Source organism: Caulobacter sp. GW821-FHT10E02 (assembly GCF_059415225.1).
Genome location: NZ_JBWKMV010000004.1, coordinates 53,298 through 79,153 on the forward strand (window position 1 = coordinate 53,298; position 25,856 = coordinate 79,153).

Genomic DNA, 25,856 nt, shown 5'->3' on the forward strand with positions numbered 1-25,856 from the left:
TCGGCCTCGGCGCCGCACCCTGTGCGGGCAGGAGAGGGACCCACGATGAACGAACGCATCTTCCGTCAAGGCGACATGCTGCTGCGCACCGGCGTCAGCCTGCCCCACCTGGGCGTCTATTCCGGCCAGGTCTACGAGGTCGAGGACTACCACCACCACGCCGAGGGCCTGTACGTGAAGGGCGTCGACGAGGGTCTCGACCCGGCCAGCTTCCAGGCGGTTGGGGAGCCGGTCTAGGCTCCCTTCTCCACTAACGCGTCGCCCAGGCGCGCCCGATCTCGGCCAGCGGCACGCAGCCGTGATAGGCGCCGGGCACAGGCTCGTACTTCAGGGCCTGGGTCGCGCCGACCTCGGACGTGAAGTAGCCGACCGTGACCATGTCCTCCAGAACCGGGAAGAAGTGTGACTGGCCCTGCCCGCGCGCGGCGCCGGCCTCCTGGTCATAGGTCGTCAGCAAGGCCACCTGCTGCTCGGGCGCCAGGGTCACGAAGCCGTCGCCATGCGCGGCGCGGGCGTCGGCGTCCATGCGCGAGAGGCCGCCCAGCAGCTGCTCGACCTGCCCCTTGTCGTAATAGTCGCCGACCGCGCGGTCGACGAACTGCGGGACGCCGGCTTCGCGGGCCCCGGGTGTGTCGGTCGCCGGGATGATCAGCTCGGCCACCACGTCGAGCAACCGGGCCTGGTCGGCGGTCAGGGCCGTCGGGGTCCAGGTCAGGGTTGGGGCGGGCGCGGCGGCGGCCAAGGCGCGCTGCGCCCAGCCCGTCGAGGCGACGCCGACCGCCAGGGCCAGGCCGCGCAGGGTGTCACGTCGGTTCAGCATCAGATGTCTCCCCGCTTGCGAGCCTTCACCGCGTGGTCGGCGGCGCGGGCGGTCAGGGCCATGTAGGTCAGGGACGGGTTCACGCACGAGGCCGAGGTCATGGCCGCCCCGTCGGTGACGTAGACGTTCTTGCACTCATGGACCTGGTTGTGGGCGTTCAGCACCGAGGTCTTCGGGTCGCGGCCCATGCGGGCGGTGCCCATCTCGTGGATGCCAAGACCCGGGGCGTAGCCGCCGTCGTGGCCCTTGACGTTCTTGAAGCCGGCGGCCTCCAGCATCTCGACCGCCGCCGTCTGCATGTCGCGGCGCATGGCCATCTCGTTCTCACGCATGGTGACGTTGAACGACAGGGTCGGCAGGCCGAACGCGTCCTTCACCGCGTGGTTCATCGTGATGCGGTTGTCCTCGTAGGGCAGGATCTCGCCAAAGCCGCCCAGGCCCATGTTCCACGGACCGGGCTGGGTCAGCGCGGTCTTGCGCGCCGCGCCGAAGCCCTTGGCGCCCTTGGCCCGATTGCCGAGATCGCGATCCCAGATCGGCCGCGACGCCCCGCCCTGATAGCCGAAGCCGCGCAGGTAGTCGGTGCGCTTGGTGGCCGCGTCGCCGAGGTTGCGGAAGCGCGGCACGTAGATGCCGTTCGGCCGCCGCCCCGAATAGTACATGTCCGCGAACTCGGGCGCCTCGCCCGACGCCCCGACGCCCAGATGGTGGTCCATGACGTTGCGGCCCAGCTGGTCGCTGCCGTTGCCGAAGCCGTTCTCGAACCGCGAGCTGGTCGAGTTCATCATGATCCAGGCCGAGTTCAGGGCCGAGGCGCACAGGAAGATGACGTCGGCGTGGAACTCCTCCTCCTGCCTGGTCACGGCGTCGAGGATCCGCACCCCGGTCGCCTTGCCAGCCTTGGCGTCATAGACCAGCTCGGTGACGATCGAGTTCGGGCGGATGACCATGTTGCCGGTGCGCTCGGCCGCCACCAGCCCGCCGGAGTTGGAGCTGTAGTAGCCGCCGAACGGACAGCCGCGGATGCACTGGTTGCGGTACTGGCACTTGGTGCGGCCCAGGCTCAGCTGCTCCTCGGTCGGATCGGTCAGGTGGGCGGTGCGGCCGATGCTGACGCGGCGCTCGGGGAAGCGGGCCTCGGACTTGGCCTTGAAGGCCTTCTCGACGCAGTTCATCTCCATCGGCGGCTGGTAGTGGCCGTCGGGGAAGTGGCTGAGACCCTCGTGCTGGCCCGAGACGCCGATGAAGCGCTCGACGTGCTCGTACCAGGGCGCCAGTTCCTCGTAGCGGATCGGCCAGTCGACGCCGATGCCCTCCTTGGCGTTGGCCTCGAAGTCGATCGGGCTGTGGCGATAGCTCTGCCGGCCCCAGGTCAGCGAGCGGCCGCCGACGTGATAGCCGCGGATCCAGTCGAAGCGGTTCTCTTCGGTGTAGGGGTTCTCGTCGTCCTTGACGAAGAAGTGCTGACTGTACTCCGTCATGGTGTAGCCGGTGCGGCGCTGCACCTGGTAGTGCGCGTCCAGCTCGGCGTTCGGCAGCTGGCCTTGCGGGTACTTGGTCTGCCAGGGATCGAGGACGGCGGTCGGATAGTCCTCCAGATGCTTGACCATCCGGCCACGCTCGAGGACCAGGACCTTCAGGCCCTTCTGGGTCAGCTCCTTGGCCGCCCAGCCGCCCGTGATACCGCTACCCACCACGATCGCGTCGTAAGTGTTCTTACGCCGCGCGCGGCCGTTCAGATTGGCCATGTTCGCTCCCTTTGCGGTCGCTCGATGGACCACGCCGGAAGCCTTAAGCAACGCGACGCCCCGACCTCGGCGAACCCTTCATTCTTGCCTGGAGGCTTCCATGAAATGGGTTACATTGCAAGAAAGCTCGGCATTTCACGACAAAATCGCCGAGCGCCTGGGAGGGGATGAGGAAACCATGAGCCAATCGACCATTCGCGCCGGTATCGCTACCATCGGACTTATGCTGGCCCTGTGCGCGGGCGCGGCGAATGCGCAGGACGTGAAGGCCGGCCCCTGGCGGTCGCTGTTCGACGGCAAGACCCTGGACGGCTGGACGGCCAAGGTCGCCAAGCATCCGGTCGGCGAGAACTACCACGACACCTTCGTCGTCGATCACGGCGTGATCCGCGTGTCCTACGCCGGCTACGACAAGCTGGACGGCCAGTTCGGGCACCTCTTCTACAAGACGCCGTTCAAGGCCTATCGCCTGAAGCTGACCTATCGCTTCCTGACCGAGGGCGGCCTGGCCGATACCCCGGCCTGGGCGCGCAGCAACAGCGGGATCATGTTCCTGAGCCAGAGCGCCGAGAGCATGACGGTCGAGCAGCCCTTCCCGGTCTCGATCGAGTTCCAGCTGCTGGGCAAGGACGGCGATGCGCCCCGCCCCACCGGCTCGGTCTGCACGCCGGGCCTGACCATCACCATCGACGGGACCAAGGTGAAGGAGCACTGCACCGTCTCGGCCAACGCCCCGACCATCCCCGATGGGACCTGGGTCCAGGCCGAGCTTGAGGTCCTGCCCAACGGCCAGATCACCCAGAAGATCAACGGCGTGGCCGTCCACCACTATGCCGACGTGATGCTGGACCCCGACGACACCGTCGCCGCCGGCGCCAAGCCCTACATCCTGGCGCGTGGCGCGAAGCCGGTGACCGAGGGCTACATCGCGCTACAGAGCGAAGGCCACCCGATCGAGTTCAAGAACATCCAGATTCAGGAGCTGACGGCGCGCTGAGCACCGCACTTCAACGCTCTAAAATCTTGTCATCCCGGAAGCCTCGCAGAGGCTGTCCGGGACCCAGGGGCCGGCGCAGTGCGGCTGCCCCTGGGTCCCGGCTCTGCGCTTCGCTGCGGCCGGGATGACAAGTTTGGGGTCCGAACCCTAAGGGCGCGTCGTCACTTCGCGCCGGGCAGCTTGATACCCAGCAGGACCAAGCGCTCGCCGGTGATCCCGAACCAGTGGGGGACGCCGGCGGGCACCAGGATGACGTCGCCGGGGCCCAGCGTCCGCGTCGTCCCGCCCTCGATCCTGTCTCCGTCGGTGAGCGTGGGGTTCTTGACCTTCGGATCGACGAGCGTCCCGCCCGAGACCAACGTGCCGGCGCCTTCCAGCACGATGGCGTATTCCGCTTGATCGGGGTGGACGGCGGGGCGGCCCGGCTTCTTCCAGATCTCGATCGCCGCCACGGTCGCGCCGTCGCGGACCAGGGGGCGCCACATGAACCCCTGGTCGGGCTTCATCGTGGCGAGCATGTCGCGGGTTTGCGCCTGGACATCCGCGCCGGTAGCAAAGCCGGTCGGGTCGGCGGCTTGAGCGCCGGCGATGCCTGGCGCGGCCAGCAGCAACGCCGTCGCGCAGATCATGAGGGCTCTCGCCATCGTCTTCATCGCGGCTCTCCCAGCCTACTTCTTCACTGACGACAGATACTGGATCACCGCCGCGCGCTGTTCCGCATCCGGCGCGCCCAGCAGCATCTTCGTACCCGGAACCTTCTTGCCCGGCGCCTTGATGAAGGCGTCCAGTTCTTCCGGGGTCCAGGTGATGCCCGAGCCCTTCAGGGCGGTGCTGTAGGCGAAGCCCGGGGCGGTCCCGGCCTTGCGGCCGGCGACGCCGGCCAGGGGCGGGCCCATCTTGCCCGGCGCGGGCTGCAGCGAGTGGCAGACCGTGCAGCGCTGCTCGAACACCTGCTGGCCGGTGGGCCCGGCGACGGCGCCGGTCGCCATCGCGGCCAGGACGCCGGCGAGCATAAGCGGATACTTCATCGAAAGAACTCTCCGTCGGAGGATGGTCACAGACCCAATAGACGACGATTGCGACCGGCGTCCGGGGCGCTGCCGGCGAAGTCGTCGAACGCCTTGTCGGTGACCTGGATGATGTGGTCGCGGATGAACGGCGCGCCTTCGCGGGCGCCCTGTTCGGGATGCTTCAGCGCGCACTCCCACTCCAGCACCGCCCAGCCGTCGAAATCGTACTGGGCCAGCTTGGAGAAGATCGCCTTGAAGTCCACCTGGCCGTCGCCCAGCGACCGGAAGCGGCCCGGCCGCTCGGCCCAGCCCTGGTAGCCGCCATAGACGCCCGACTGGGCCGTCGGCCGGAACTCGGCGTCCTTGACGTGGAAGGCCTTGATCCGCTCGTGGTAGCGGTCGATGTAGCCCAGATAGTCCAGCTGCTGCAGGACGAAGTGACTGGGATCGTAGAGGATATTGGCGCGCGGGTGGCCGCCGACCTCGTCCAGGAACCGCTCGAAGGTCGCGCCGTCGTGCAGGTCCTCGCCCGGATGGATCTCGTAGGCGACGTCGACGCCGTTGTCCTCGAAGACGTCCAGGATCGGCTTCCAGCGGCGGCCCAGTTCGGCGAAGGCCTCCTCGACCAGACCCGCCGGCCGCTGCGGCCAGGGGTAGAAGTACGGCCAGGCCAGAGCGCCGGAGAAGGTGGCGTGGGCCTTTAGCCCCAGGCGGCGGCTGGCGACGGCGGCGGCCTTGACCTGGCCCACGGCCCAGACCTGGCGCTCGGCCGGCTTGCCGCGCAGCTCCGGCGGGGCGAAGCCGTCGAACAGCTCGTCATAGGCCGGGTGCACGGCGACCAGCTGGCCCTGCAGGTGGGTCGAAAGCTCGGTGATCTCCAGACCGTACTCGGCCAGCAGGCCGGCGATATCGTCGCAATAGGTCTGGCTCTCGGCGGCCAGGGCCAGATCGAAGAACGAGTCCGCCCCGCCCGTCGGCATCTGCACCCCGACATAGCCCAGGTCGGCGACCCATTTGGCCATGGTCTCCAGCTTGTCGAACGGCGGCTTGTCGCCGATGAACTGGGCCAGGAAAATCGCGGGGCCTTTGAGCGTCTTCATCGCCCGTCTCCTTGAAGCGACACCCAGCCGGCGTCGTCGCGGCTGGCGGCCACGGCGCGCTCGACGAAGGCCATGCCGCGCACGCCCTCGCCGATGTCGGGCACGACCCCGCCGTCCCGCCCTTCGATGGCGTCGGCGAAGTCGCGATAGATGTTGGCGAAGGCCTCGATGAAGCCCTCCGGGTGGCCCGTCGGCAGGCGGGTGACCGCGCGCGCCGCCGCGCCCAGATAGCCCGAACCGGCGTGCAGCACGTGGCTGGGACCGTCCAGCCAGTCGATCGTCAGCACGTTGGGATCCTCGTGCGACCAGGTCAGGCCGCCCTTCTCGCCATAGACGCTGAGCCGCAAGCCGTTACGGGCGCCCGCCGAGATCTGCGAGGCGATCAGCACCCCGCGCGCCCCGCCTTCGAAGCGCAGCAGCACGTTGCAGTCGTCGTCCAGGCCGCGGCCCGGCACCACGGTGGAGACGTCGGCGCACAGGCGCTCGACGCGATGGCCAGTGACGAACTCGGCGATGTTGAAGGCGTGGACGCCGATGTCGCCGATGCAGCCGCCGACGCCCGATTGCTTGGGGTCGGCGCGCCAGCTGGCCTGCTTGTTGTCGCCGTCGCGCTCCAGCGGCTTGGACAGCCAGCCTTGCGAATATTCGACCACGACCTTGCGCACCGCCCCCAGGTCGCCGCGCGCCACGATCTCCCGCGCCTCGCGGACCATCGGATAGCCCGTGTAGGTGTAGGTCAGGCCGTAGAGCTTGCCCGACGCCGCGACGATGTCGGCCAGTTCCTGGGCCTCGGCCAGGTTCAGGGTCGCGGGCTTGTCGCTGATCACGTGCAGCCCGCCCTTCAGCGCGGCGGCCGAAACGTCGAAATGCAGGTGGTTGGGCGTCACCACCGAGACCAGCTGGACGCCGTCTTCACGGGCTCGCTCGGCGGCGATCATCGCGTGATGGTCCGGATAGACCCGGTCGGGGGCGACGCCCCAGGCGGCGGCCGCCTGGGCGTTCTTGGCCGCGTCGCGGCTGAACACCCCGGCGACCAGCCGGATGCGGCCGTCCAGCTCGGCGGCCATGCGGTGCACGGGCCCGATGAACGAGCCCGGACCGCCGCCGACCATGGCCATCCGAAGGCTCATCAGGCGACGACCTTGGCCAGGTAGTCGTAGCTGATCTTGGCCGACTCCAGGCGCGGATGGGCGAACGGCGGCTCCTGCTCGTAGTAGAAGCCCCGCACCCCGGCGGCGTAGGCGGCCGGCAGCAGCTTCTTCCAGTCGATCATGCCGCTCCCGACCTCGGTCGGGTCCTGCTTGAGCTCGAAATTGGTCTTGGTCGTCGCCTTGACGTCCTTGACGTGCATCTGGGTGAAGCGGCCCGGATGAGCCTTCAGCAGGGCCAGCGGATCGTGACCGGCGGCCGTGACCCAGCCGGCGTCCATCTCGAAGGTGACCACGCTGGGGTCCGTGCCCTTCAGCAGGATCTCCATGCCGTTCGTGTCGCCAAGCGGGGCGAACTCGAAATTGTGGTTGTGGTAGCCGGCGGCGATGCCGGCCTTCTTCAGCACGGCGGCCTTCTCGTTGAGGAAGTCGGCGTTCCACTTCCAGTCGTCGGCGGTCATCTGCACGCCGGCCGCCCGCAGGTCCTGGCTCAGGCGATCGGGGATGTAGAAGATCGGCATCATCACCGATTTGACGCCGATCACGTGCATCTCGTCGGCCAGCTTGTTGAGGTCGCCGCTGAAGCCGCTGGGCCCCTTGGGCGAGATGTGGGCGCTGGGGCAAACCAGGCCCGCCTTGTCGAAGGCGGCGCGCAGCTCGGCCGGCGTGCGGCCCAGATAGCCGGCCAGCTCGACAGACTTGAAGCCGATCTTGGCGACAGTGGCCAGCTGAGCGTCCAGCTCCTTGGCCAGGTCCGGACCCAGGCTATAGAGCTGGATGCCGACCGGCAGCTTGTGGCGCTGGAAGAACGGGGCCGCCGCCGCGTGAGCGCCGCCGGCCAGGCTCGCGCCGAGCAGGGCCGCGCCGGCGCCGAGAAGACCACGCCGGGAAAGATGTTCGTGCACGAGGCTGTCCTTTTGCATGAAGGCTTAGACTTGGGCCGGGCTGGCCGTGGCGGGGAGCTCGTCGGTCTCGGCGACCGGGCCGCGCGAGGGCGGGCGGAAGAAGATCGCCAGCAGCAGCACGGCGACCAGGGCCATGCCGGTCGGGACCATGAACAGGCGGGTGTAGTCGACGGCGCCATTGGCGCTCAGCTTGCTGATCAGCTCGGGGAACAGGAAGCTGGCCACCACATTGCCGATCCCCAGGATCAGCAGGTTGAACAGGCCCTGGGCGCTGGAGCGCACGTCCTTGGGGAACACCGCATCGACGAAGATATACACGGTGGCGAAGAAGAACGCGTAGCAGATGCCGTGCAGCAGCTGGACGGCGACGATCGTCGGGATGCTGTCGGCGGCGAAGGCGAAGACCGCGAAGCGCGCGGCGTGGCCCAGCACGCCGATGATCATCGTCGTCTTCCAGCCCAGGCGCACCAGCACCCGGCCCAGCAGGAACATGGTCAGCACCTCGGCCACCTGGCCCAGGCTCAGCACCACCATGGAGAGGTTGCCAGCGATGCCGACGCGGTTGGTCAGGAAGGCGTCGGCCATCACGAAATAGCCGTTGTGGATGACGCTATCGATGAAGGTGACGATGAACAGCACCAGCACGAACGGCGCGGCCAGCAGCTTGAAGGCCCGTCGCCAGGCCAGCTTGTCGATGCCCGGCGCGTCCTTGCGAGCGGGCGTGTGCGGCAAGGTCAGGGCGTAACCGGCGAAGGCGAACGAGACGATCGCCGCGACCAGGAAGATCCAGCGCACCTGCTCGACCGAGGCCTGAGCGCCCAGCAGAAACACGAACGGCCAGCTGACCAGCACCCAGCCGACCGTCCCGCCCATCCGCACCGCGCCGAAGCCGGCGGCCGGGTCCTTCAGGTTAGCGAAGGCGATCGAGTTGGTCACCGACAGGGTCGGCACATAGACCAGGCTGAAGACCAGGTAGCAGGCGAAGAACGGCCAGAAGTCGGTGGCGAACGCCGTGCCGACCAAAGCGAGGCCGCCGATCAGATGGCTGGCGGCCAGGAACCGCTCGGCCGCGAAGTTGCGGTCGGCGAACTGGTTGGAGAAGAAGATGCCGACCAGGGCGGCCACGCCCCACGAGCTGCCGACCAGCGACTGTTGCCATGGCGCGAAGCCCAGCATCCCCATGTAGGGGAAGATCTTCGGCGCCCAGGCGCCCCAGATCGCCAGCTGCAGCACCATCATCACGAAGAGCCGGAAGCTCGTGTTCATGGATCTGGCCTCCCCGACCAGTTTGGGCGGCTGGTTTCGTCCTTTTGGACGCCCTCCGCTCCGATGTAATCGAAATCATCGATAACAGGGGTCCGCCAGCTTGCCAAGCTGTCGGCATGTCGCCAGTGTCCGGCCAATGGCGACGATTCAAGACGTAGCGCGCGACGCGGGCGTCTCCACGGCGACGGTTTCACGGGTGTTCAGCGCGCCGGAACTGGTGCTGGAGACCACCCGCAACAAGGTGATGGAGGCGGTCAACCGCCTGGGCTACGAGCCCAACTTCGCCGCCAAGAGCCTGCGCACCCTGCGGACCGAGAAGATCCTGGTGACGGTGCCGGACATCTCCAACCCGTTCTTCTCGCAGGTAATCCGGGGCGTCGAGGAAGCCGCGCTGGCCGCCGGCTATTCGGTGCTGCTGGGCGACACCCGCCACGAGGAGACGCGCGAGGAACAGTACGCGGCCATGTTCCGCCGCAAGGAAGCCGACGGCCTGATCTTCCTGGGCCATCGCCTGCCCGACGTGCTGGCCGAGATGGTCGCCGCCAAGGGCCCCAAGACCCCGATCGTCAATGGTTGCGAGTTCCGGCCCGGCCTGGCCGTCTCCAGCGCCCATATCGACAACGCCGCCGCCGCCGCCGAGGTCGTCGACTACCTCTACGGCCTGGGCCACGCCCGCATCGGCGTGGTGACGGGCCCGCTGGCCAGCCCCATCAGCAGCGACCGCCTGGCCGGCGTGCTGGCCGCCGCCCAGCGCCACGGCCGGGCCAGCGCCCTGCGCATGGCCATCGGCGACTTCTCGATCGAGTCCGGCGTGCGCCAGACCGGCGAGCTCTTGGACGAGCCCGGCCGGCCGACGGCGATCTTCTGCTTCAGCGACGAGATGGCCATGGGCGCGCTGGAGGCGATCCGCCAGCGCGGCCTGCGCTGTCCGGAGGACGTCTCACTGGTCGGCTTCGACGACATCCGCTTCGCCCAGTACCTGCACCCGCAGCTGACCACGGTCAGCCAGCCCAAGGAGCAGATCGGCCACGAGGTGGTGCGCCTGCTGATGGACATCCTCAGCGGCCGCGCCACCGCCCTTCAGAACGTCACCCTGCCCCACCAGCTGGTGGTGCGGTCCAGCACCGCCCCGCCACCCGTCTAGCGCGGGGCCAGCTCGCGGACCCAAATGTTGCAGAAGCTGATCGGCGCGCTGGGATCGCCGTGCGCCTGCAGCTTGATCGGCGCGGGGCCGTGGGCCTTGTAGGACGGCTTGCCGATATAGACCGTCTCGCCGGCCAGGATCGTATGGTCCTGCACGAGCACGCCGTTGTGGATCACGGTGACATCGGCCGGCGTCACGAGCGTCCCGTCCGCCCCGAACACCGGCGCATGCCAGACGATGTCATAGGTCTGCCATTCGCCCGGCTTGCGGCTGGCGTTGGCCAAGGGCGGATGCTGCTTGTAGACGCTGGCCGCCTGGCCGTTGACGTAGGTCGGGTTCTCATAGCTGTCGAGGATCTGCACCTCGTAGCCCTTGTCGCCCACGCCCGTGGACGCCAGGAACACGCCGCTGTTGCCGCGCGCCTGGCCCGAGCCGGTGATGCCCTCCGGGATGCGCCATTCCAGGTGCAGCTGGTAGTCGCGGAAGCTCTTCTTCGTCTCGATATTGCCCTTGGCCTTGTCGACGGTCAGCACGCCGTCCGCCACCGCCCAGGCGGCCGGCGACTTGTCCTTGGTGGCGACCCATTGGCCGAGGTCATGGCCGTCGAACAGCACGATCGCGTCGGACGGCGCGGCCCCGGAAGTCGCCACGACGGGCACGGCCGGCTTCCAGACCTCGGTCTCCTCCGGCTTGGTCTGGGCCATCGCGGAAGAGGCCACACACAGGCCGACGGCGAGCGTGAGAACGGAGCGAAGTGGCATGTGACCTCCCTGTCGAACCCCGGACCTTAGGTTGCCGTTCCGCGCCCGCCAATACGACCATGACATCCTTGACAACGCTGTCGCTCAATCGGCGACTAGAGGCCAAGATCGTGGGAGGACGGCATGCTCGAGACCTTGGCCCTGATGGCGGCGCTGGCGCTCGCCGAGCCCCGTCCGCCCCTGGCGCTGACCGACGTCCCCAAGGCCACGGGGCCGAAGACCGTGCTCTTCAACGGCAAGGACCTGAAGGACTGGCGCCCTTGGCTCGGCTATGCCGACCCGGCTGTGACCTACAAGCGCCCCGCCGTCGCGCCGATCGGCGACACGCCTCAGAGCGCCGAGATCTTCAAGGTGGTCACCGAGGACGGCCGCCCGGGGCTCTACGTCAACGGCAAGACCTGGGGCAGCCTGGTCCACACCGGCGACTTCCAGAACTATCACCTGCGGCTGCAGTACAAGTGGGGCAAGGGCCGCTGGGCGCCGCGCGAGACCCAGGCACCCAACAACGGCCTGCTCTACCACTCGCACGGCGCGCCGGGCGTGGTCTGGGGCACCTGGAGCCAGGCGGTCGAGTTCGAGATCATGACCGGCTCGATCGGCATGGTCGTGCCGGTCGGCGAGGCGATCAGCGTCGTCACCGACGCGGTCAACGACCCGTCCTTGATCAAGCCCAACCTGCGCTTCTCGCCGACCGGCAAGCCCACCACCGCCAAGGGCGGCACGGCCGACTGGAACGTCGAGGCCTATGCCGACGCCGAGAAGCCGGCCGGGCAATGGAACACCCTGGACCTCTACGTCCTGGGCGACCGCGCCGTGCACGTCGTCAACGGCGTCCCGGTCCTTGAGGTCCGCGACCTGAAGGCCGACGGCCAGCCCCTGACCCACGGTGCCATCCAGCTGCAATCCGAAGGGGCCGAGACCTTCTTCCGCGACATCGTCCTGGAGCCGATCACCGCCCTGCCGAAGGTAAAGCCGGCGCGCTAGGCCAGCCTAGTGACCGCCTTCCACCCAGGGCACGCCCGCGGCGCGGAAGGCCTCGGCCAGCGCGGCCTCCAGGTCCAGCGACTCCCACTGGCGCATGGGGTTGAGATGCTCGGTCAGCGCCGGGACCAGCCGGACGCCGAACCGCTTGGCCGCGCCGCTGGCCTTGTAGCCGGTCTTGTGCTGGTCGAAGCGCAGGTCCGGATCGCGGGAGGTCTGGCCGACATAGAGCCCCCAGGGATCGGCGCGACGCGGATCGTGGAGCAGGACGACATAGACCGAGTGCTTGGCGCCCCTGGCCTTGCGCGTCGTGGCCTTGAAGGCCAGCGCGGCGCGCTCGGCCTTCGACCACCAGGACGGACCGCTCGGTTGAACCATGCCGTCGAGCCTAGGCGGCGATCGCCACGCGGCCAAGCCGGCGCGGGAAAACGCCCAGAACCCGTCGCGGACCGGATGACCGATCTCGCCGCAAGTCTCTGATTTTCAGGGAGGGAATGGTGGACGCGACAGGGATTGAACCTGTGACCCCTACGATGTCAACGTAGTGCTCTCCCGCTGAGCTACGCGTCCGCCGAAGCGAACCGGAAGCGCCTTGGTGAAGACGTCCCGGCCGGGAAGGTGTGGGGGTATAGCGGCGGCTTGGCTGGTGCGCAAGCCGCCAAAAACAGATTTTTAGGCCGCCATCATTTTTTCCACCTCGGCGACCAGATCGCGCAGGTGGACGGGCTTGGACAGCACCTTGGCGCCGGCCGGAGCGCGGTCTTGCGCCGACAGGGCGACGGCGGCGAAGCCGGTGATGAACATGATGCGCAGGGACGGATCGCGGGCGGCGGCCTGGCGGGCCACCTCGATGCCGTCCATGCCCGGCATGACGATGTCGGTCAGCAGCAGGTCCCAGGGATGTTCCAGGTGCTGGACGGCTTCCTCGCCATCCGCGCAGGCCTGGACTTCGAAGCCGGCGCGTTCCAGCGCCCGGGCCAGGAAGCCACGGAGGGAATCATCGTCTTCGGCGAGAAGGATGCGGGCCATGAGGTCACGTTCCAGGGGAAAATTCGTCGATCAGAGAGGTACTTTACCCTGATGTCCGTAAATCGGGGATGAACCTAAACGTCGCGGCCTGTGGACGAACCGACTTCTGGCTGTTTGTCGTTTGACCCGGCGCGGCCGGCCTTCGATGATGCGAAGCATGAGCGCCTGGCGGCCCCTTTCCACTGAAGACGCGACCACGCCGCTGGAGACCTTCGGCGGTCCGGCGTTCGAGGTGACGCGCGCCGCGCCGGCCGGCGCCCCGCCGCCGACGGCCCTGGTGTTCGCCTCGCCGCATTCGGGCGACCTCTATCCCGAGGACATGATCGCCGCGTCCCGCCTGCCGGTGGAGACGCTGCGCGCGTCCGAGGACGCCTTCGTCGACCGGATCATCGCCGGCGCGCCCGCCCTGGGCGCGACCACGGTCCGCGCCCGCTTCGCCCGCGCCTATGTCGATCTCAACCGCGAGCCGTGGGAGATGGACGCCTCGATGTTCGAGGGCGACCTGCCCGACTACGCCCACGGGCGCTCGGCCCGGGTGGCGGCGGGGCTGGGCACGATCCCCCGCATCGCCGGCGAGGGTCGGCCGATCTACGCCCGCAAGCTGACCTTCGCCGAGGCCAGCGCCCGCGTCGAATTGACTCACCGCCCCTATCACGACGCTCTCGACCGCCAGCTGGCGGCGGCGCGCGCGGCGCATGGGGCGGCGATCCTGATCGACTGGCACTCGATGCCGGCCGCCGCCGCGCGCGGCCAGCGGGCCAGGAACGGCGGGCCGTGCGACATCGTGCTGGGCGACCGCTTCGGCGCGGCCTGCTCGCCCAAGCTGACCGGCCTGGTCGAGCGCGAGCTGGAGGCCCTGGGCTACCGCGTCGTGCGCAACGCCCCCTACGCCGGCGGCTACACCACCGAGCACTACGGCCGCCCGGCCAAGCGCACCCACGCCCTGCAGATCGAGATCAACCGCGCGCTCTATATGAACGAGACCACGCGCGAGCCGACCGAGGGCCTGGCGCGGCTGACGGCGGACGCGGCGACGCTGACCAAGGCGCTGGCGGCCCTGGACGTGGCCGAACTGAAGTAGCGCCCCCGCTGCAACCTTGACGAACTCCCGAGGCCGAATAACGGTCGGGTCTTTTGCGAGACGTCCCTGGGGAGGGATGTCCCAACGACCCAAGGGGGAGCGACTATGTGGCGGGTAAAATCGCTGGATGCGATTCTGGCGACGGCTGAGAAGAAGTCCCTGCATCGGTCCCTGGGGCCGATCCAGCTGACGCTGCTGGGCGTCGGCGCGATCATCGGCACCGGGATCTTCGTGCTGACGGCCGCGGCGGCCCAGAAGGCCGGGCCGGGCATGCTTTGGAGCTTCGTGATCGCCGGCGCCGTCTGCGCCGTGGCCGCGCTCTGCTATTCCGAACTGGCCTCGATGGTGCCGGTCTCGGGCTCGGCCTACACCTATTCCTATGCGGTGATGGGCGAACTTCTGGCCTGGATGGTCGGCTGGGCGCTGATCCTGGAATACGCGGTCGCCGCCAGCGCCGTCTCCGTCGGCTGGTCGGGGTACTTCCTGGGCCTGCTTGAGAACATGTTCGGCTTCCATTGGCCTGACTTGCTGAGACACGGACCGACCTGGGCCATGCACGGCATCCTGCCGGTTCCTGACTTCAGCGCCGGCGTCGTCAACGTCCCGGCCATCGTCGTGGCCCTGGCCGTGACGGGCCTGCTGGTGATCGGCACGACCGAGAGCGCCATGGTCAATGCCTGCCTGGTGGCCATCAAGGTGACGGCGCTGACCGTGTTCATCGTGCTGACCCTGCCCGTGCTGAAGGGCCAGAACTTCGCGCCGTTCGCGCCGACCGGCTGGTTCGGGGCGCAAGGGACCAGCGGCATGGGCATTGTCGGGGCCGCGGCCTCGATCTTCTTCGCCTATGTCGGCTTCGACGCCGTCTCGACCGCGGCCGAGGAGACCAAGAACCCGCAGCGCAATGTGCCGATCGGCCTGATCGGCAGCCTGGCGCTGTGCACCGTCTTCTATCTGCTAGTGGCCTCGGGCGCGATCGGGGCCATGGGCGCCCAGCCGGTGCTGGCGCTGGACGGCTCGGTGCCCGAGCCCGGCTCGCCCGCCTTCCAGGCCGCCTGCAATCTGGCCGCCAACAAGGAGGCCCTGGTCTGCTCGAACGAGGCCCTGGCCCATGTGTTGCGCCAGATCGACTTCCCGCTGATCGGCAACCTGCTGGGCCTGGCGGCCAATCTGGCCCTGCCCTCGGTCATCCTGATGATGATCTACGGCCAGACGCGGATCTTCTTCGTCATGGCCCGCGACGGCCTGCTGCCGGAAGGCCTGGCCGCCATCCACCCGAAGTTCAAGACGCCGCACGTGGTGACCATCATCACCGGCCTGTTCGTGGCCGTGGCCGCCGCCTTCTTCCCGGTCGGCCAGCTGGTGGACATCTCCAACTCCGGCACCCTGTTCGCCTTCTTCATGGTGGCGATCGCGGTGATGGTGCTGCGCAAGAAGGACCCGACCCGTCACCGCCCGTTCCGCACGCCGCTGGTGTGGATCATCGCGCCGATCGCGGTGTTGGGCTGCGTGGTGCTGTTCTTCAACCTGCCGAGCGCGGCCAAGCTGCTGTTCCCGATCTGGTCGGGAATCGGCCTGGTGATCTATTTCGCTTACGGCTTCCGCAAGAGCCACGTCGGGCGCGGCCTGGTCGAGGTCGCGGAGCTGGATCCCAACGCGCCGGCCGGTCCCGTGCCGCCGATGCCGGGCGCGCCGGCCCCGGGCTCGAAGGAAGAGCGGTCCTGATCCTGGGCTGAAAGGCTTGGTTCAGAGAGGGCGGGCGCTTCGGCTCCCGCCCTTTTTCGTTCGTGGACGGCTGAAACACCACGCCGCCCCGCGCGTTTGGAAGGGCGACAGCGTCCCTCCCCGGCCACAGGCCAAAAAAAAGCCCGGCGAAACCGCCGGGCCAGTTCATTAGGGAGGAAACGCCCAGGAAGGGCAGAAGCGGCAGCGCCGCCTCACAGGAATGTTTATAGGGTGCGGCGCAAAAACAGGCAAGCAAAAAAGTCGGCGTTAATGTCGATTTTTTGACAGGGGTTTAGCGCAACCCGTTGTGGGGCAAGGATCGCGGAACGGCGCTATTCAAAACTGCCTTAATTTTATGCATGTTGCAGTGCACAATTTGTTGCGTTTGAAACGGTCTCCGATGAGAACATCGCGCAAACCCAAGCGTCATAAGGCTTTGTTGATGACACCGGTTACCTGCGACAAGTCTTTCCAACCGTCGGGGGTGGATAAATCGGCCGCAGTCGCGTAAAAGCCGCGCGCCTGACGCGCACAGCGTCATCCCTATTCCTCCCGAAAGTCCGTCCGCTCCCATGTCCATGCGAAATATCGCCATCATCGCGCACGTCGATCATGGCAAGACCACCCTCGTCGATCAGCTGCTGGCCCAGTCGGGCGTCTTCCGCGCCAACGAAGCCACGACCGAACGCGCCATGGACTCCAACGACCAGGAGCGCGAGCGCGGGATCACCATCCTGGCCAAGTGCACCAGCGTGCTGTGGAACGGTGAAGCGGGCGAAACCCGCATCAACATCATCGACACCCCCGGCCACGCCGACTTCGGCGGTGAAGTCGAACGCATCCTGGGCATGGTGGACGGCTGCGTCCTGCTGATCGACGCCGAGGAAGGCGTCATGCCGCAGACCAAGTTCGTGCTGACCAAGGCGCTGAAGATGGGCCTGAAGCCGATCCTCTGCATCAACAAGGTCGACCGCGCGCACGCCGATCCGGACCGCGTCCACAACGCCGCCTTCGACCTGTTCGCCGCCATCGGCGCCACGGACGAGCAGCTGGACTTCCCGCACATCTACGCCTCGGGCCGCGCCGGCTGGGCCACGCTGGACATGAATGTGCCCAGCGACAACCTCGGCCCGTTGTTCGACCTGATCGTCCGCCACGTGCCGGAACCGAAGCAGATCGCCAAGAAGGACGCGCCGTTCCAGATCCTGAACGTGCTGATCGAAAGCGACCCGTTCCTGGGCCGCCTGCTGACCGGCCGTATCGAGAGCGGCAAGGCCGTCCCCGGCATGGCCATCCACGCCCTCGACCGCGACGGCAAGGAAATCGAGCGCGGCCGCATCACCAAGGTGCTGGCCTTCCGTGGCCTGAAGCGTTCGCCGGTCGACGAAGGCGCCGAGGCGGGTGACATCGTCGCCATCGCCGGCATGTCGAAGGCGACCGTGGCCGACACCCTGTGCGCCATGGAAGTCACCGAGGCCCTGCCGGCCCAGCCGATCGATCCGCCGACCATCTCGATGACCGTCTCGGTCAATGACTCGCCGCTGGCCGGTCGCGAAGGCGACAAGGTCCAGTCGCGCGTCATCCGTGACCGTCTGCTGAAGGAAGCCGAATCGAACGTCGCCATCAAGGTGGCCGAGACCAGCGAAGGCGACGCCTACGAAGTCTCGGGCCGCGGCGAACTGCAGCTGGGCGTTCTGATCGAGAACATGCGCCGCGAAGGCTTCGAGGTCTCGATCTCGCGTCCGCGCGTCGTGTTCCAGACCGATCCGGAAACCGGCAAGCGCCTGGAGCCGATGGAAGACGTCATGATCGACGTCGACGACGAGTTCTCGGGCATCGTCATCGAGAAGCTGTCGCTGCGTAAGGCCGAGCTGAAGGACATGGGTCCGTCGGGCGCCGGCAAGACCCGCATCCAGCTGACCGCGCCGTCGCGCTCGCTGATCGGCTATCAGGGCGAGTTCCTGACCGACACGCGCGGCTCGGGCGTGCTGAACCGCGTGTTCAGCCACTACGAAGCCTACAAGGGCGCCATCGACCAACAGCGCAAGGGCGTGCTGATCTCGAACTCGGACGGTGAAACCGCGGCCTACGCGCTGTGGAACCTGGAAGAGCGCGGCGTGATGTTCGTCGGCGCCGGCGAGAAGACCTATCTCGGCATGATCATCGGCGAGAACGCCCGTTCGGACGATCTCGACGTCAACCCGATGAAGGCCAAGCAGCTGACCAACGTCCGCGCCTCGGGCAAGGACGAGTCGATCCGCCTGACCCCGCCGCGTCGCATGACCCTCGAACAGGCCATCGCCTATATCGAGGAAGACGAGCTGGTCGAGGTGACCCCGAAGAACATCCGTCTGCGCAAGCAGATCCTGAACCCGTCGTTCCGCAAGCGTCGCGTCAAGGAAGAGTAGGCTTCTCGAGCCTTCGAAAATTGGGCCGCCGTTCGCAAGGACGGCGGCCTTTTTCTTGGGCCGCGCCCGCCACGCCAGCCTTGGCGCGGCAAACACCATTCCCCTGCGTTAATCATGAAGATCGCGGCGGGGAATATTCAGCAAATCCGACCGCGAATACCGCTACGCATTCGATTTCACCCGTCCGTTTGCTCAAACGATACGTGGACTTAACCGCAGGTTTACCCGGGCGAACGATGGTTTCTTCGGGGGACTCCACTCCGGATGAGACGAGGGTCGCGCGTGCGCGCCATCACCAGTTCGATCGGCCGCGGCCTGGCCGCGCTCGCTGAGCGCGTCAGCCCGGCCGTGCCCGAGGCCATGGCCGGCCGCGTGCGCATGGAGCAGGTGCAGAGCATCCTGCGCATGACCCCGGTGATGATGAGCGCCAACATCGTCATCGCCCTGCTCGTCAATCTGGCCGGCCTGACCGGTCCGCACCGCGCATCCCTGACCATCTGGGCGACGCTGGTGATGAGCTACGCGTTCCTGGGCCTGCGCGGCTGGTACGCCGCCAAGCGGCGGAAGGGCGGCAAGTCCACCATCTCGGCGCGCGGTGTTCGCCGCATCGTCCTGCAGGCCGGCATCCTTGGCCTGCTGTGGGGCGTGCTGCCGATCCTGACCATGCCCAAGGAACAGGGTTTCGCCGGCGCCATGCCGATGCTGGTCGCCTCGGTGATCGCGGGCATGATCGGCTGCGGCGGCTTCGCCATGCTGACCCTGCCGGCCGCCGCCATCGCCTATTCGACCCCGATGGTCATCGGCTCGCTGTGGGTGCTGGCCACCAGCAACGACCCGATCCTCTACGCCCTGGGCTGCCTGCTGATCTTCTGCCACCTGGTGGTCAGCGTCTCGTGCCTGTCGCACGCCAAGATCTTCGCCGACCGCCTGGTCGCCGCCGACGAGCTGGAGAAGCAGAAGCAGGTCGTGTCCCTGCTGCTCAGCGACTTCGAGGAAGGCGCCAGCGACTGGCTGTGGGAGGTCGATGCTCACGGGGCCATGACCTACGTCTCCGACCGCATGGCCGCCGCGGCCGGCGTCGACAAGGATGCCCTGATCGGCCATCCGATGTCGGCGCTGTGCGGCGCGGCCGAGGCCCCGAGCGGCCCGGTCGCCGCCCTCTCGGCCCTGTTCGCCGAGCAGAAGACCTTCCGCGACGTGGTCGTCTCGATCGGCGTCGGTGAGGAGACCCACTGGTGGTCGCTGTCGGCCAAGCCGGTGCTCGACCTTGATGGGGCCTTCATCGGCTTCCGGGGCGTCGGCGCCGACATCACCCAGGCCCGCGAGGACCAGGCCCGCATCTCGCGCCTGGCCCATTACGACGTGCTGACCCAGCTGCCCAACCGCCTGTCGTTCCTTCAGGCCCTCTCCAAGGCCTGGACCGAGCATGGCAAGCCGGGTGGGACGGGTTGCGCGGTGCTGTGCCTGGACCTCGACCACTTCAAGGGCGTCAATGACAGCCTGGGGCACCCGATCGGCGACGCCCTGCTGATCCAGGCCGCCGCCCGGCTTCGGGATTGCGTCGGCGGCCAGGGTCTGGTCTCGCGCCTGGGCGGCGACGAGTTCGCCGTGGTCATCGCCCCCTCGCCCGGCGCCGAGGCCTTGGGCGACCTGGCCCAGGCCATCGTCGACACCCTCTCGGACCCCTACGACGTGCGCGGCCACAATGTGCTGATCGGGGCCAGCGTCGGTATCGCCGTCGCCCCGTTCGACGCCGACGATCCCGACGGCCTGCTGAAGAACGCCGATCTGGCCCTCTACCGCGCCAAGGGCGACGGACGCGGAGCCTATCGCTTCTTCGAGACCGCCATGGACGTCTGGGCCCAGGAGCGCCGGGCGCTGGAACTGGACCTGCGCGACGCCCTGGCCAATCACGAGCTGAAGCTGTTCTTCCAGCCGCTGATCGGCGCCCACGAACACGAGACCACCGGCTTCGAGGCCCTGCTGCGCTGGCAGCATCCTCGCCGGGGCCTGGTGCCGCCGGCCGACTTCATCGAATGCGCCGAGCAGTGGGGCCTGATCAACAAGATCGGCGAGTGGGTGCTGCACGAGGCCTGCCGCACGGCCGCCAGCTGGCCCGCGCACCTGACCGTCGCCGTCAACCTGTCGCCCAATCAATTTGCCTCGGGCGATCTGGTGGCCCAGGTCCGCGCCGCCCTGAAGGCCTCGGGCCTGGCGCCCGCCCGCCTGGAGCTGGAGATCACCGAGGGCCTGCTGCTGCACGACAGCGTCAAGACCCTGGAGCAGCTGGCCGCCCTGAAGGCCCTGGGCGTCAAGATCGCCATGGACGACTTCGGCACCGGCTATTCCAGCCTCGCCTATCTGTGGCGGTTCCCGTTCGACAAGATCAAGATCGACCGCTCGTTCGTGGCCGAGATGCAGGACAACACGGCCATCGCCGACATCCTGCGCACCATCGCCCTCTTGGGCCAGACCCTGAACCTGCAGGTCACCGCCGAAGGCGTCGAGACCCCCGCCCAGGCCCGCCTGCTGGCCGACATGCGCTGCGACACCTTCCAGGGCTTCCTGTACGGCCGGCCGATGCCGGTGGGGGATATACCGAGCTTCCTGCTGTCGAACCTGGCGCGGCAGATGCGGGGCGAGGCCGATACGGAAGCTGGCGAGGCAGTGACGGGGTAGTTCCCTCTCCCCTTGCGGGAGAGGGTGGCCCGCGCAGCGGGTCGGGTGAGGGGTCGCGCCGCCCTGTCGGACAAGCTTTTCAACCCCTCATCCGTCAGCTTCGCTGACACCTTCTCCCGCAAGGGGAGAAGGGGAAATTCTACTTCTTGATCAACCCCAGCAGCCACAGCAGCAGGATCGCGCCGAGGGTCGAGATCACCAGGCTGCCGACCCAGCCCCAGAAGTGGATGCCCAGCATCCCGGCCAGAAACGCGCCCAGCAGCGAGCCGACCAGGCCGACGATGAGGTTGGTCCAGAAGCCGTGATCGCGGTTCATCACCTTCTCGGCGATCCAGCCGGCGAAGATGCCGATGATGATGGCTCCGATAAATCCGACGCCGTGCATGCTCATGCCCTCCTGTGGAAGCTGCGCCGTAGAAATGCACGAGTCGGGGCCGGGTTTCAGAAATCTCGCGTCGTGTTAGGCAAAGGCATGGTCCATCCCGTCTTCGACAACCTGCCCACCACGATCTTCGAGCGCATGAGCGGCCTGGCCCGCCAGCACGGCGCGATCAATCTGGGCCAGGGCTTTCCCGACGACCAAGGCCCCCTGCCCGTCCGCGAGGCGGCGGCGCGGGCGCTGATCGAGGGCTCCAACCAGTATCCGCCGATGCGCGGCCTGCCCGAGCTGCGCGCCGCCGTGGCCGGGCACTATGGGCGGGCCCAGGACCTGACGCTCGATCCCGATACGGAGATCGTCGTCACCTCCGGCGCCACCGAGGCCCTGGCGGCGGCGTTCACGGCGCTGATCTCGCCCGGCGACGAGGTGGTATTGTTCCAGCCGCTGTACGACGCCTACCTGCCGCTGGTGCGCCGGGCGGGCGGCGTGCCGAAACTGGTTCGCCTGGCCCCGCCGCACTGGCGCTTTACCCGGGCGATGCTTGAGGCCGTGTTCAGCGACAAGACCCGCATGGTGGTGCTGAACAGCCCGCTGAACCCGGCCGCCGTCGTCACGCCCGAGGAGGATCTGGCCCTGCTGGCCGAGTTCTGCGTCAAGCACGACACCATCGCCGTCTGTGACGAGGTCTGGGAAGCCGTGGTGTTCGACGGTCGCGAGCACCGGCCGCTGATCACCTTCCCCGGCATGCGCGAGCGGACGGTGAAGATCGGCTCGGCTGGCAAACTGTTCGGCATGACCGGCTGGAAGGTCGGTTTCCTGATGGCCGCCCCCGCCCTGACCAAGGCCCTGGCGGCGGCGCACCAGTTCCTGACCTTCACCACGCCCCCGAACCTGCAGGCGGGCGTGGCCTGGGGCCTGGAGCACCACCGCGCCTGGTTCGACGAGATGCCGGTGGAGATGCAACGGTCGCGAGACCGGCTGACCGCTGGCTTGCGGGCGGCCGGCTATGTGGTGCTGGAAAGCCAGGGCACGTACTTCCTGAACGTCGACCTGACGGCGTCGGGGATCACGGTCGATGACGTGACCTTCTGTGAACGGACGGTCGTGGAGTTCGGCGTCGCGGCGATCCCCGTGTCGGCGTTCTTCGCCGAGAATCCGGTGACCAACGTCGTGCGGCTGTGCTTCGCCAAGGCGGACGCGACGCTGGATGAGGCGTTGCAGCGGCTGGCGGCGGCGAAAGCGGCCTTCGCCTAGAGCGCGCTCAGCCCCGCGGCCAGCTCACGCGCCACGCCTCGCGCCAGGCAGCGGTCCATGGCCGACAGCAGGTTCCGCAGGTCGATCGGCTTGGCGACGTGCGCGTCGCAGCCGGCTTCCAGGCAGGTCTTGATCTGAGACGACATCACGTCCGCGGTCAGGGCGATTACCGGCAGGCGCGCGAAGCGCGGGTCCTGGCGCAGGCGGCGAGTGGCTTCCAGCCCGTCCAGCACCGGCATGTTGACGTCCATCAGCACGATGTCGACCGGTTCGCGGTCCAGGGCGTCCAGGGCCTGCTGGCCGTTCTCGGCCTCGAGCAGCTCGCACTCGAACGGTTCGAGGAACAGGCGGATGACCCGGCGGTTGACCGGATGATCGTCGACGACCAGGACGCGGCGACCTTGCAGCGCCGCGAAGCCGGCCTCCTCGTCGCCCGTCTCGGCCTCCCAGACCGGGACGTCGGACGTCTCGGCGGCGTCGACCAGCATCTCGATGGTGAAGACCGAGCCCACCCCCTCCTCGCTCTCGACGCGGATCTCGCCGCGCATCAGCTTGACCAGGCGGCGGGTGATGTTGAGGCCCAGGCCCGTGCCGCCGAAATTGCGGGTGGTCGAGGCGTCGGCCTGGGTGAACGGCTGGAACAGCTTGGCGACCGTGGCCTCGTTCATGCCGATGCCGGTGTCGGACACCCGCAGGCGCACGCGGATGCGGCCGTCGCGGTCCGGATAGCAGGCCAGGCCCACCTCGACCTTGCCGTGGGTGGTGAACTTCAGGGCGTTGGACACCAGGTTGGTCAGGCACTGGCGCACCCGCACGCCGTCGAACAGCAGCGGCCCGGGCGCCTCGCTCTCCAGCTTGAAGGTCAGGGCCACGTCCTTCTCGCGCGCCGTGGGCTGGTAGCCGCCGACCAGGCGGGCGCAGGTCTGGACGAGGTCGCCGACCGTCGGCGCGATCTCCAGCTTGCCGGCCTCGATCTTGGAGAGGTCGAGGATGTCGTTCAACAGGACCAGCAGCGTGTCACCGCTGTCCATGATCAGGTCGACCTGCTCGCGCTGTTCGGCCGTCAGGGTTCCGGCGCGCAGGGCCTGGGCCAGGCCCAGCATGCCGTTCAGCGGCGTCCGCAGCTCGTGGCTCATCACCGCCAGGAAGGCCGACTTGGCCTTGTTAGCGGCCTCGGCGTGCTCCTGCGCCCCCTTCAGGCGGCGCGAGGCGCGGCGCTGGTGGACGGTCCAGGCGACGCCGCCGGCGACCAGCACGCCCAGCAGCAGGGCGATGACCACCGAGGCCCGCGCCAGACTGCGCGACAGGCGCACCTCCTCGGTCAGGCGGCGGCTCTCGTCGCGCTTGGCCCGCAGCTCGCTGTCGAGGGCGGCGGACATCTCGGCCACGCTGCGGGCATGGGCCCGGTCGGTCTCGGCGCTGTTGGTCCGGCGCCAGGCGTCCAGCTCGCGGAAGGCCAGATCGCTGCGGCCCTCGGCCTGGTCGATATAGGCCTGGACCAGGGCCTCGACGTGCGGATCGCGCTGGGTCAGCACGTTGGGCACGTTCTTCAGGCGCTCCAGGTCGGCGCGGGCGGCGGCGGCCATGCCCAGCTGGGCCTCGGCCTGGGCGCGTTGGCGCAGCAAAATGACTTGAAGCCGGCGCGTCGGATTGGCGAGCTCGGCCTCTGCGCCCTGCAGGCAGTCCAGCACCTTGCGCGGCTGGTTCAGGATCAGGGCGATGCGGCCGCACAGATGCTGGTCCCAAGTCAGCAGGTCCTTGTCGCCGTCGGCCACGACCATCCTGTGGTGCAGGTCGGCCATCCGCTGGGCCGCGCCCATCTCGCCGAGGTCGGCGGCGGTGTAGGCGATGTCGTAGATCCGCTCGATCTTGCGGATGTGGAAGGCGTCGCGCTCGTCCAGCCGCACGGCCTGGGCCATGTGGTCCAGGGAGCCTTCCTTGTCCCCGATGTCCGACAGCGTGTAGCTGTGCACCTGGTGCAGCTCGGCCAGCACGGGCTGGGCCACGCGACCCCGACGCTCGATGTCGACGGTCAGGTCGGCGGCCATCCGCGCGGCCTCGGCCCAGCGCCCCACCTGCCCCAGGTGACGGACGCGCTCGATCCCGGCCATCACCCGGATGTCGGGACCCGATTGGGTCAGGTACCTGCGCCAGTCGCCGTCGGTGAAGGCGCGGAAACCGTGGGTCTCGTGGCGATAGGCCAGGGTCTCCAGCTCGACCAGGGTCTCCAGCGGCTTGTCGTGGTCGCGCTTGGCGGCTTCACGAGCCAGCTTGGCCCATTCGTCGAAGCGGCCCTCGATCTGGTTGCTCTTGTAGGCGTAGAGCACGCGCCACAGGCCGTAGAGCCGGGCCTGGCCGCGATCGCGCAGGGCGCGGCGGCCGGCGCGTTCGATGTCTTCGTTGTCGCGCGGCGGGTTGCGGACCTCGTGGGCGCCGATCTCCTGGGCCAGTTGGTCGAGACGCTGAGACAGGGGCGCATTGCCTTGCGCCTGCGCGGCGCCGGCCACGAGGGACCCGATCAAGGCAAGAAAGACGAGGAGGCGCCGCAAATCCGGTTTCCTGGGAACTGCGGCCACCCTTCAAGGCGAGAGATGTAGGACGGGTTAAGCACATCGCGCGGGTTGCGCGACTTCGGGTTTGACCCGCCTAGATGGTCGCCCCGCCATCAACCACCAGCGCCTGGCCGGTCATGAAGCTGCCGGCCTTGGAGGCCAGATAGACCGCCGCCCCCGCCAGTTCGTCCGGCTCGCCGATGCGGCGCAGCGGCACCGTCCGGGTCGAGCGTTCCAGGGTCTCGGGATTGTCCCACAGCGCCTTGGCGAAGTCGGTCTTGATCAGGCCCGGGGCGATGCAGTTGACCCGCACGTTGTCGGGCCCGAACTCGTGGGCCAGGTTGCGGGCCAGCTGGAAGTCGGCGGCCTTGCTGATGTTGTAAGCCCCGATGATGGCGTTGCCGCGCAGGCCGCCGATCGACGAGACGATGATGATCGAGCCGTCCCTGCGAGCCTGCATCTCGGGCGCGACCATCGAGATCAGCCAGTGATTGCTGATGATGTTGTTGTCCAGGATCTTGCGGAACTGGTCGTCGCTGATCCCGGCCAGCGGGCCGTAATAGGGATTGCTGGCGGCGTTGCAGACGCAGATGTCGACCTGGCCAAAGGCCTTGCGGGTCTCGTCGACCAGGTGCTGCAGGTCGTCCTTGGAGGCGATATTGGCCGGGACCGCGATGGCCGTGCCTGCCCCGTGCTTGGCGTTGAGGGTGGCGGCGACCTCCTCGCACGGCTCCAGCTTGCGTGAGGAGATCACCACCTTGGCGCCGTGCTCGGCCATCCGCTCGGCGATGGCCTTGCCGATGCCGCGCGAGGACCCGGTGATGATCGCCACCTTGCCGGTGAGGTCGAAGAGGCTCATGGCGCGCCACCCT

Annotated in this window: 23 protein-coding genes, 1 tRNA gene and 1 pseudogene; 9 read left to right on the forward strand and 16 right to left on the reverse strand. The window is 68.1% G+C overall.

Annotated features, from left to right (window positions below; all coding sequences use genetic code 11):
- Positions 1–45 precede the first annotated feature (45 nt).
- Positions 46–237, forward strand: coding sequence for a hypothetical protein (locus AC07NI_RS20060; RefSeq protein ID WP_494622385.1), 192 nt, complete (start codon positions 46–48; stop codon positions 235–237).
- A 13-nt stretch (positions 238–250) separates the two neighbouring features.
- Here AC07NI_RS20060 and AC07NI_RS20065 read toward each other — a convergent pair whose 3' ends face one another.
- Positions 251–820, reverse strand: coding sequence for a gluconate 2-dehydrogenase subunit 3 family protein (locus AC07NI_RS20065; RefSeq protein WP_494622386.1), 570 nt, complete (start codon positions 818–820; stop codon positions 251–253).
- On the reverse strand, positions 820–2,568 hold the full coding sequence (locus AC07NI_RS20070) for an FAD-dependent oxidoreductase (protein WP_494622387.1): 1,749 nt from the start codon (positions 2,566–2,568) through the stop codon (positions 820–822). Before AC07NI_RS20070 ends, AC07NI_RS20065 begins: the two co-directional genes overlap by 1 nt.
- Before the next feature lie 178 nt (positions 2,569–2,746).
- On the opposite strand from AC07NI_RS20070, the gene AC07NI_RS20075 reads away from it, so the two are divergent.
- A complete protein-coding gene (locus tag AC07NI_RS20075) occupies positions 2,747–3,565 on the forward strand; it encodes a 3-keto-disaccharide hydrolase (RefSeq protein ID WP_494622388.1) in 819 nt (272 codons plus the stop codon).
- A 10-nt stretch (positions 3,566–3,575) separates the two neighbouring features.
- Here the strand turns inward: AC07NI_RS20075 and AC07NI_RS20080 are convergent.
- The 7 genes and pseudogenes from AC07NI_RS20080 to AC07NI_RS20110 all read right to left on the reverse strand — a co-directional run.
- Positions 3,576–3,695: pseudogene (locus tag AC07NI_RS20080) on the reverse strand (hypothetical protein); the annotation flags it as partial.
- A 31-nt stretch (positions 3,696–3,726) separates the two neighbouring features.
- A complete protein-coding gene (locus AC07NI_RS20085) occupies positions 3,727–4,209 on the reverse strand; it encodes a cupin domain-containing protein (protein WP_494622389.1) in 483 nt (160 codons plus the stop codon).
- A gap of 24 nt (positions 4,210–4,233) precedes the next feature.
- Complete coding sequence (locus AC07NI_RS20090) at positions 4,234–4,593, reverse strand: c-type cytochrome (RefSeq protein ID WP_494622390.1); 360 nt, start codon at positions 4,591–4,593, stop codon at positions 4,234–4,236.
- Positions 4,594–4,619: 26 nt separating this feature from the next.
- Positions 4,620–5,675, reverse strand: coding sequence for a sugar phosphate isomerase/epimerase family protein (locus tag AC07NI_RS20095; protein WP_494622391.1), 1,056 nt, complete (start codon positions 5,673–5,675; stop codon positions 4,620–4,622).
- Positions 5,672–6,805: a Gfo/Idh/MocA family protein gene (locus AC07NI_RS20100; RefSeq protein WP_494622392.1), complete on the reverse strand. Its 1,134-nt coding sequence runs from the start codon at positions 6,803–6,805 to the stop codon at positions 5,672–5,674. Before AC07NI_RS20100 ends, AC07NI_RS20095 begins: the two co-directional genes overlap by 4 nt.
- Entirely contained in the window at positions 6,805–7,728 is a 924-nt protein-coding gene (locus AC07NI_RS20105; RefSeq protein ID WP_494622393.1) for a sugar phosphate isomerase/epimerase family protein, read from the reverse strand. Before AC07NI_RS20105 ends, AC07NI_RS20100 begins: the two co-directional genes overlap by 1 nt.
- A 24-nt stretch (positions 7,729–7,752) precedes the next feature.
- Entirely contained in the window at positions 7,753–8,994 is a 1,242-nt protein-coding gene (locus AC07NI_RS20110; RefSeq protein WP_494622394.1) for an MFS transporter, read from the reverse strand.
- 136 nt (positions 8,995–9,130) lie between these two features.
- On the opposite strand from AC07NI_RS20110, the gene AC07NI_RS20115 reads away from it, so the two are divergent.
- Positions 9,131–10,138, forward strand: coding sequence for a LacI family DNA-binding transcriptional regulator (locus AC07NI_RS20115; protein ID WP_494622395.1), 1,008 nt, complete (start codon positions 9,131–9,133; stop codon positions 10,136–10,138).
- On the opposite strand, the gene AC07NI_RS20120 is transcribed toward AC07NI_RS20115, so the two are convergent.
- Positions 10,135–10,899 carry a 3-keto-disaccharide hydrolase gene (locus tag AC07NI_RS20120; protein ID WP_494622396.1) on the reverse strand — a complete coding sequence of 255 codons (765 nt, stop codon included), beginning with the start codon at positions 10,897–10,899 and terminating at the stop codon, positions 10,135–10,137. The genes AC07NI_RS20115 and AC07NI_RS20120 overlap by 4 nt on opposite strands.
- 123 nt (positions 10,900–11,022) lie before the next feature.
- Between AC07NI_RS20120 and AC07NI_RS20125 the strand changes: the two genes are divergently transcribed.
- Positions 11,023–11,883 (forward strand): 3-keto-disaccharide hydrolase, encoded by an 861-nt coding sequence (locus AC07NI_RS20125; RefSeq protein WP_494622398.1) that lies wholly within the window; start codon positions 11,023–11,025, stop codon positions 11,881–11,883.
- A 6-nt stretch (positions 11,884–11,889) separates the two neighbouring features.
- On the opposite strand, the gene AC07NI_RS20130 is transcribed toward AC07NI_RS20125, so the two are convergent.
- From AC07NI_RS20130 to cpdR, 3 genes are all read right to left on the reverse strand, one after another.
- Positions 11,890–12,258: a hypothetical protein gene (locus AC07NI_RS20130; RefSeq protein ID WP_494622400.1), complete on the reverse strand. Its 369-nt coding sequence runs from the start codon at positions 12,256–12,258 to the stop codon at positions 11,890–11,892.
- A 117-nt stretch (positions 12,259–12,375) separates the two neighbouring features.
- Positions 12,376–12,450, reverse strand: a tRNA-Val gene (locus tag AC07NI_RS20135).
- A 102-nt stretch (positions 12,451–12,552) separates the two neighbouring features.
- On the reverse strand, positions 12,553–12,909 hold the full coding sequence (cpdR, locus tag AC07NI_RS20140) for a cell cycle two-component system response regulator CpdR (RefSeq protein WP_004616083.1): 357 nt from the start codon (positions 12,907–12,909) through the stop codon (positions 12,553–12,555).
- A gap of 157 nt (positions 12,910–13,066) precedes the next feature.
- On the opposite strand from cpdR, the gene AC07NI_RS20145 reads away from it, so the two are divergent.
- The 4 genes from AC07NI_RS20145 to AC07NI_RS20160 all read left to right on the forward strand — a co-directional run bounded on the left by AC07NI_RS20145 (position 13,067) and on the right by AC07NI_RS20160 (position 20,799).
- The gene (locus AC07NI_RS20145) at positions 13,067–13,990 is read left to right on the forward strand and encodes an N-formylglutamate amidohydrolase (protein ID WP_494622402.1); all 924 of its coding nucleotides are present in this window, start codon (positions 13,067–13,069) and stop codon (positions 13,988–13,990) included.
- A 105-nt stretch (positions 13,991–14,095) separates the two neighbouring features.
- Complete coding sequence (locus AC07NI_RS20150; RefSeq protein WP_494622404.1) at positions 14,096–15,712, forward strand: amino acid permease; 1,617 nt, start codon at positions 14,096–14,098, stop codon at positions 15,710–15,712.
- Positions 15,713–16,284: 572 nt separating this feature from the next.
- The gene (gene typA / locus AC07NI_RS20155) at positions 16,285–18,120 is read left to right on the forward strand and encodes a translational GTPase TypA (protein ID WP_494622406.1); all 1,836 of its coding nucleotides are present in this window, start codon (positions 16,285–16,287) and stop codon (positions 18,118–18,120) included.
- Positions 18,121–18,402: 282 nt separating this feature from the next.
- On the forward strand, positions 18,403–20,799 hold the full coding sequence (locus AC07NI_RS20160; protein WP_494622408.1) for a putative bifunctional diguanylate cyclase/phosphodiesterase: 2,397 nt from the start codon (positions 18,403–18,405) through the stop codon (positions 20,797–20,799).
- A 139-nt stretch (positions 20,800–20,938) separates the two neighbouring features.
- Here the strand turns inward: AC07NI_RS20160 and AC07NI_RS20165 are convergent, their stop codons facing one another.
- Positions 20,939–21,184 carry a GlsB/YeaQ/YmgE family stress response membrane protein gene (locus AC07NI_RS20165; protein ID WP_494623323.1) on the reverse strand — a complete coding sequence of 82 codons (246 nt, stop codon included), beginning with the start codon at positions 21,182–21,184 and terminating at the stop codon, positions 20,939–20,941.
- 87 nt (positions 21,185–21,271) lie between these two features.
- Here AC07NI_RS20165 and AC07NI_RS20170 point away from each other — a divergent pair, with 87 nt between their 5' ends.
- On the forward strand, positions 21,272–22,432 hold the full coding sequence (locus AC07NI_RS20170) for an aminotransferase (RefSeq protein WP_494622410.1): 1,161 nt from the start codon (positions 21,272–21,274) through the stop codon (positions 22,430–22,432).
- Here the strand turns inward: AC07NI_RS20170 and AC07NI_RS20175 are convergent.
- Together AC07NI_RS20175 and AC07NI_RS20180 are read right to left on the reverse strand one after the other, a co-directional pair.
- Positions 22,429–24,981: a hybrid sensor histidine kinase/response regulator gene (locus AC07NI_RS20175; protein ID WP_494622412.1), complete on the reverse strand. Its 2,553-nt coding sequence runs from the start codon at positions 24,979–24,981 to the stop codon at positions 22,429–22,431. The two genes, AC07NI_RS20170 and AC07NI_RS20175, sit on opposite strands and share 4 nt — an antisense overlap.
- A gap of 97 nt (positions 24,982–25,078) precedes the next feature.
- Positions 25,079–25,843, reverse strand: a complete 765-nt coding sequence (locus tag AC07NI_RS20180) for an SDR family oxidoreductase (protein WP_494622414.1) — start codon at positions 25,841–25,843, stop codon at positions 25,079–25,081.
- Positions 25,844–25,856 lie beyond the last annotated feature (13 nt).

Excerpts from the sequence above, each read along its gene's own strand:
- AC07NI_RS20060 (WP_494622385.1), top strand. The coding sequence starts at position 46 with ATGAACGAACGCATCTTCCGTCAAGGCGACATGCTGCTGCGCACCGGC.
- AC07NI_RS20065 (WP_494622386.1), bottom strand. The coding sequence starts at position 820 with ATGCTGAACCGACGTGACACCCTGCGCGGCCTGGCCCTGGCGGTCGGC.
- AC07NI_RS20070 (WP_494622387.1), bottom strand. The coding sequence starts at position 2,568 with ATGGCCAATCTGAACGGCCGCGCGCGGCGTAAGAACACTTACGACGCG.
- AC07NI_RS20075 (WP_494622388.1), top strand. The coding sequence starts at position 2,747 with ATGAGCCAATCGACCATTCGCGCCGGTATCGCTACCATCGGACTTATG.
- AC07NI_RS20085 (WP_494622389.1), bottom strand. The coding sequence starts at position 4,209 with ATGGCGAGAGCCCTCATGATCTGCGCGACGGCGTTGCTGCTGGCCGCG.
- AC07NI_RS20090 (WP_494622390.1), bottom strand. The coding sequence starts at position 4,593 with ATGAAGTATCCGCTTATGCTCGCCGGCGTCCTGGCCGCGATGGCGACC.
- AC07NI_RS20095 (WP_494622391.1), bottom strand. The coding sequence starts at position 5,675 with ATGAAGACGCTCAAAGGCCCCGCGATTTTCCTGGCCCAGTTCATCGGC.
- AC07NI_RS20100 (WP_494622392.1), bottom strand. The coding sequence starts at position 6,805 with ATGAGCCTTCGGATGGCCATGGTCGGCGGCGGTCCGGGCTCGTTCATC.
- AC07NI_RS20110 (WP_494622394.1), bottom strand. The coding sequence starts at position 8,994 with ATGAACACGAGCTTCCGGCTCTTCGTGATGATGGTGCTGCAGCTGGCG.
- AC07NI_RS20115 (WP_494622395.1), top strand. The coding sequence starts at position 9,131 with ATGGCGACGATTCAAGACGTAGCGCGCGACGCGGGCGTCTCCACGGCG.
- AC07NI_RS20120 (WP_494622396.1), bottom strand. The coding sequence starts at position 10,899 with ATGCCACTTCGCTCCGTTCTCACGCTCGCCGTCGGCCTGTGTGTGGCC.
- AC07NI_RS20125 (WP_494622398.1), top strand. The coding sequence starts at position 11,023 with ATGCTCGAGACCTTGGCCCTGATGGCGGCGCTGGCGCTCGCCGAGCCC.
- AC07NI_RS20130 (WP_494622400.1), bottom strand. The coding sequence starts at position 12,258 with ATGGTTCAACCGAGCGGTCCGTCCTGGTGGTCGAAGGCCGAGCGCGCC.
- cpdR (WP_004616083.1), bottom strand. The coding sequence starts at position 12,909 with ATGGCCCGCATCCTTCTCGCCGAAGACGATGATTCCCTCCGTGGCTTC.
- AC07NI_RS20145 (WP_494622402.1), top strand. The coding sequence starts at position 13,067 with ATGAGCGCCTGGCGGCCCCTTTCCACTGAAGACGCGACCACGCCGCTG.
- AC07NI_RS20150 (WP_494622404.1), top strand. The coding sequence starts at position 14,096 with ATGTGGCGGGTAAAATCGCTGGATGCGATTCTGGCGACGGCTGAGAAG.
- typA (WP_494622406.1), top strand. The coding sequence starts at position 16,285 with ATGTCCATGCGAAATATCGCCATCATCGCGCACGTCGATCATGGCAAG.
- AC07NI_RS20165 (WP_494623323.1), bottom strand. The coding sequence starts at position 21,184 with ATGCACGGCGTCGGATTTATCGGAGCCATCATCATCGGCATCTTCGCC.
- AC07NI_RS20170 (WP_494622410.1), top strand. The coding sequence starts at position 21,272 with ATGGTCCATCCCGTCTTCGACAACCTGCCCACCACGATCTTCGAGCGC.
- AC07NI_RS20180 (WP_494622414.1), bottom strand. The coding sequence starts at position 25,843 with ATGAGCCTCTTCGACCTCACCGGCAAGGTGGCGATCATCACCGGGTCC.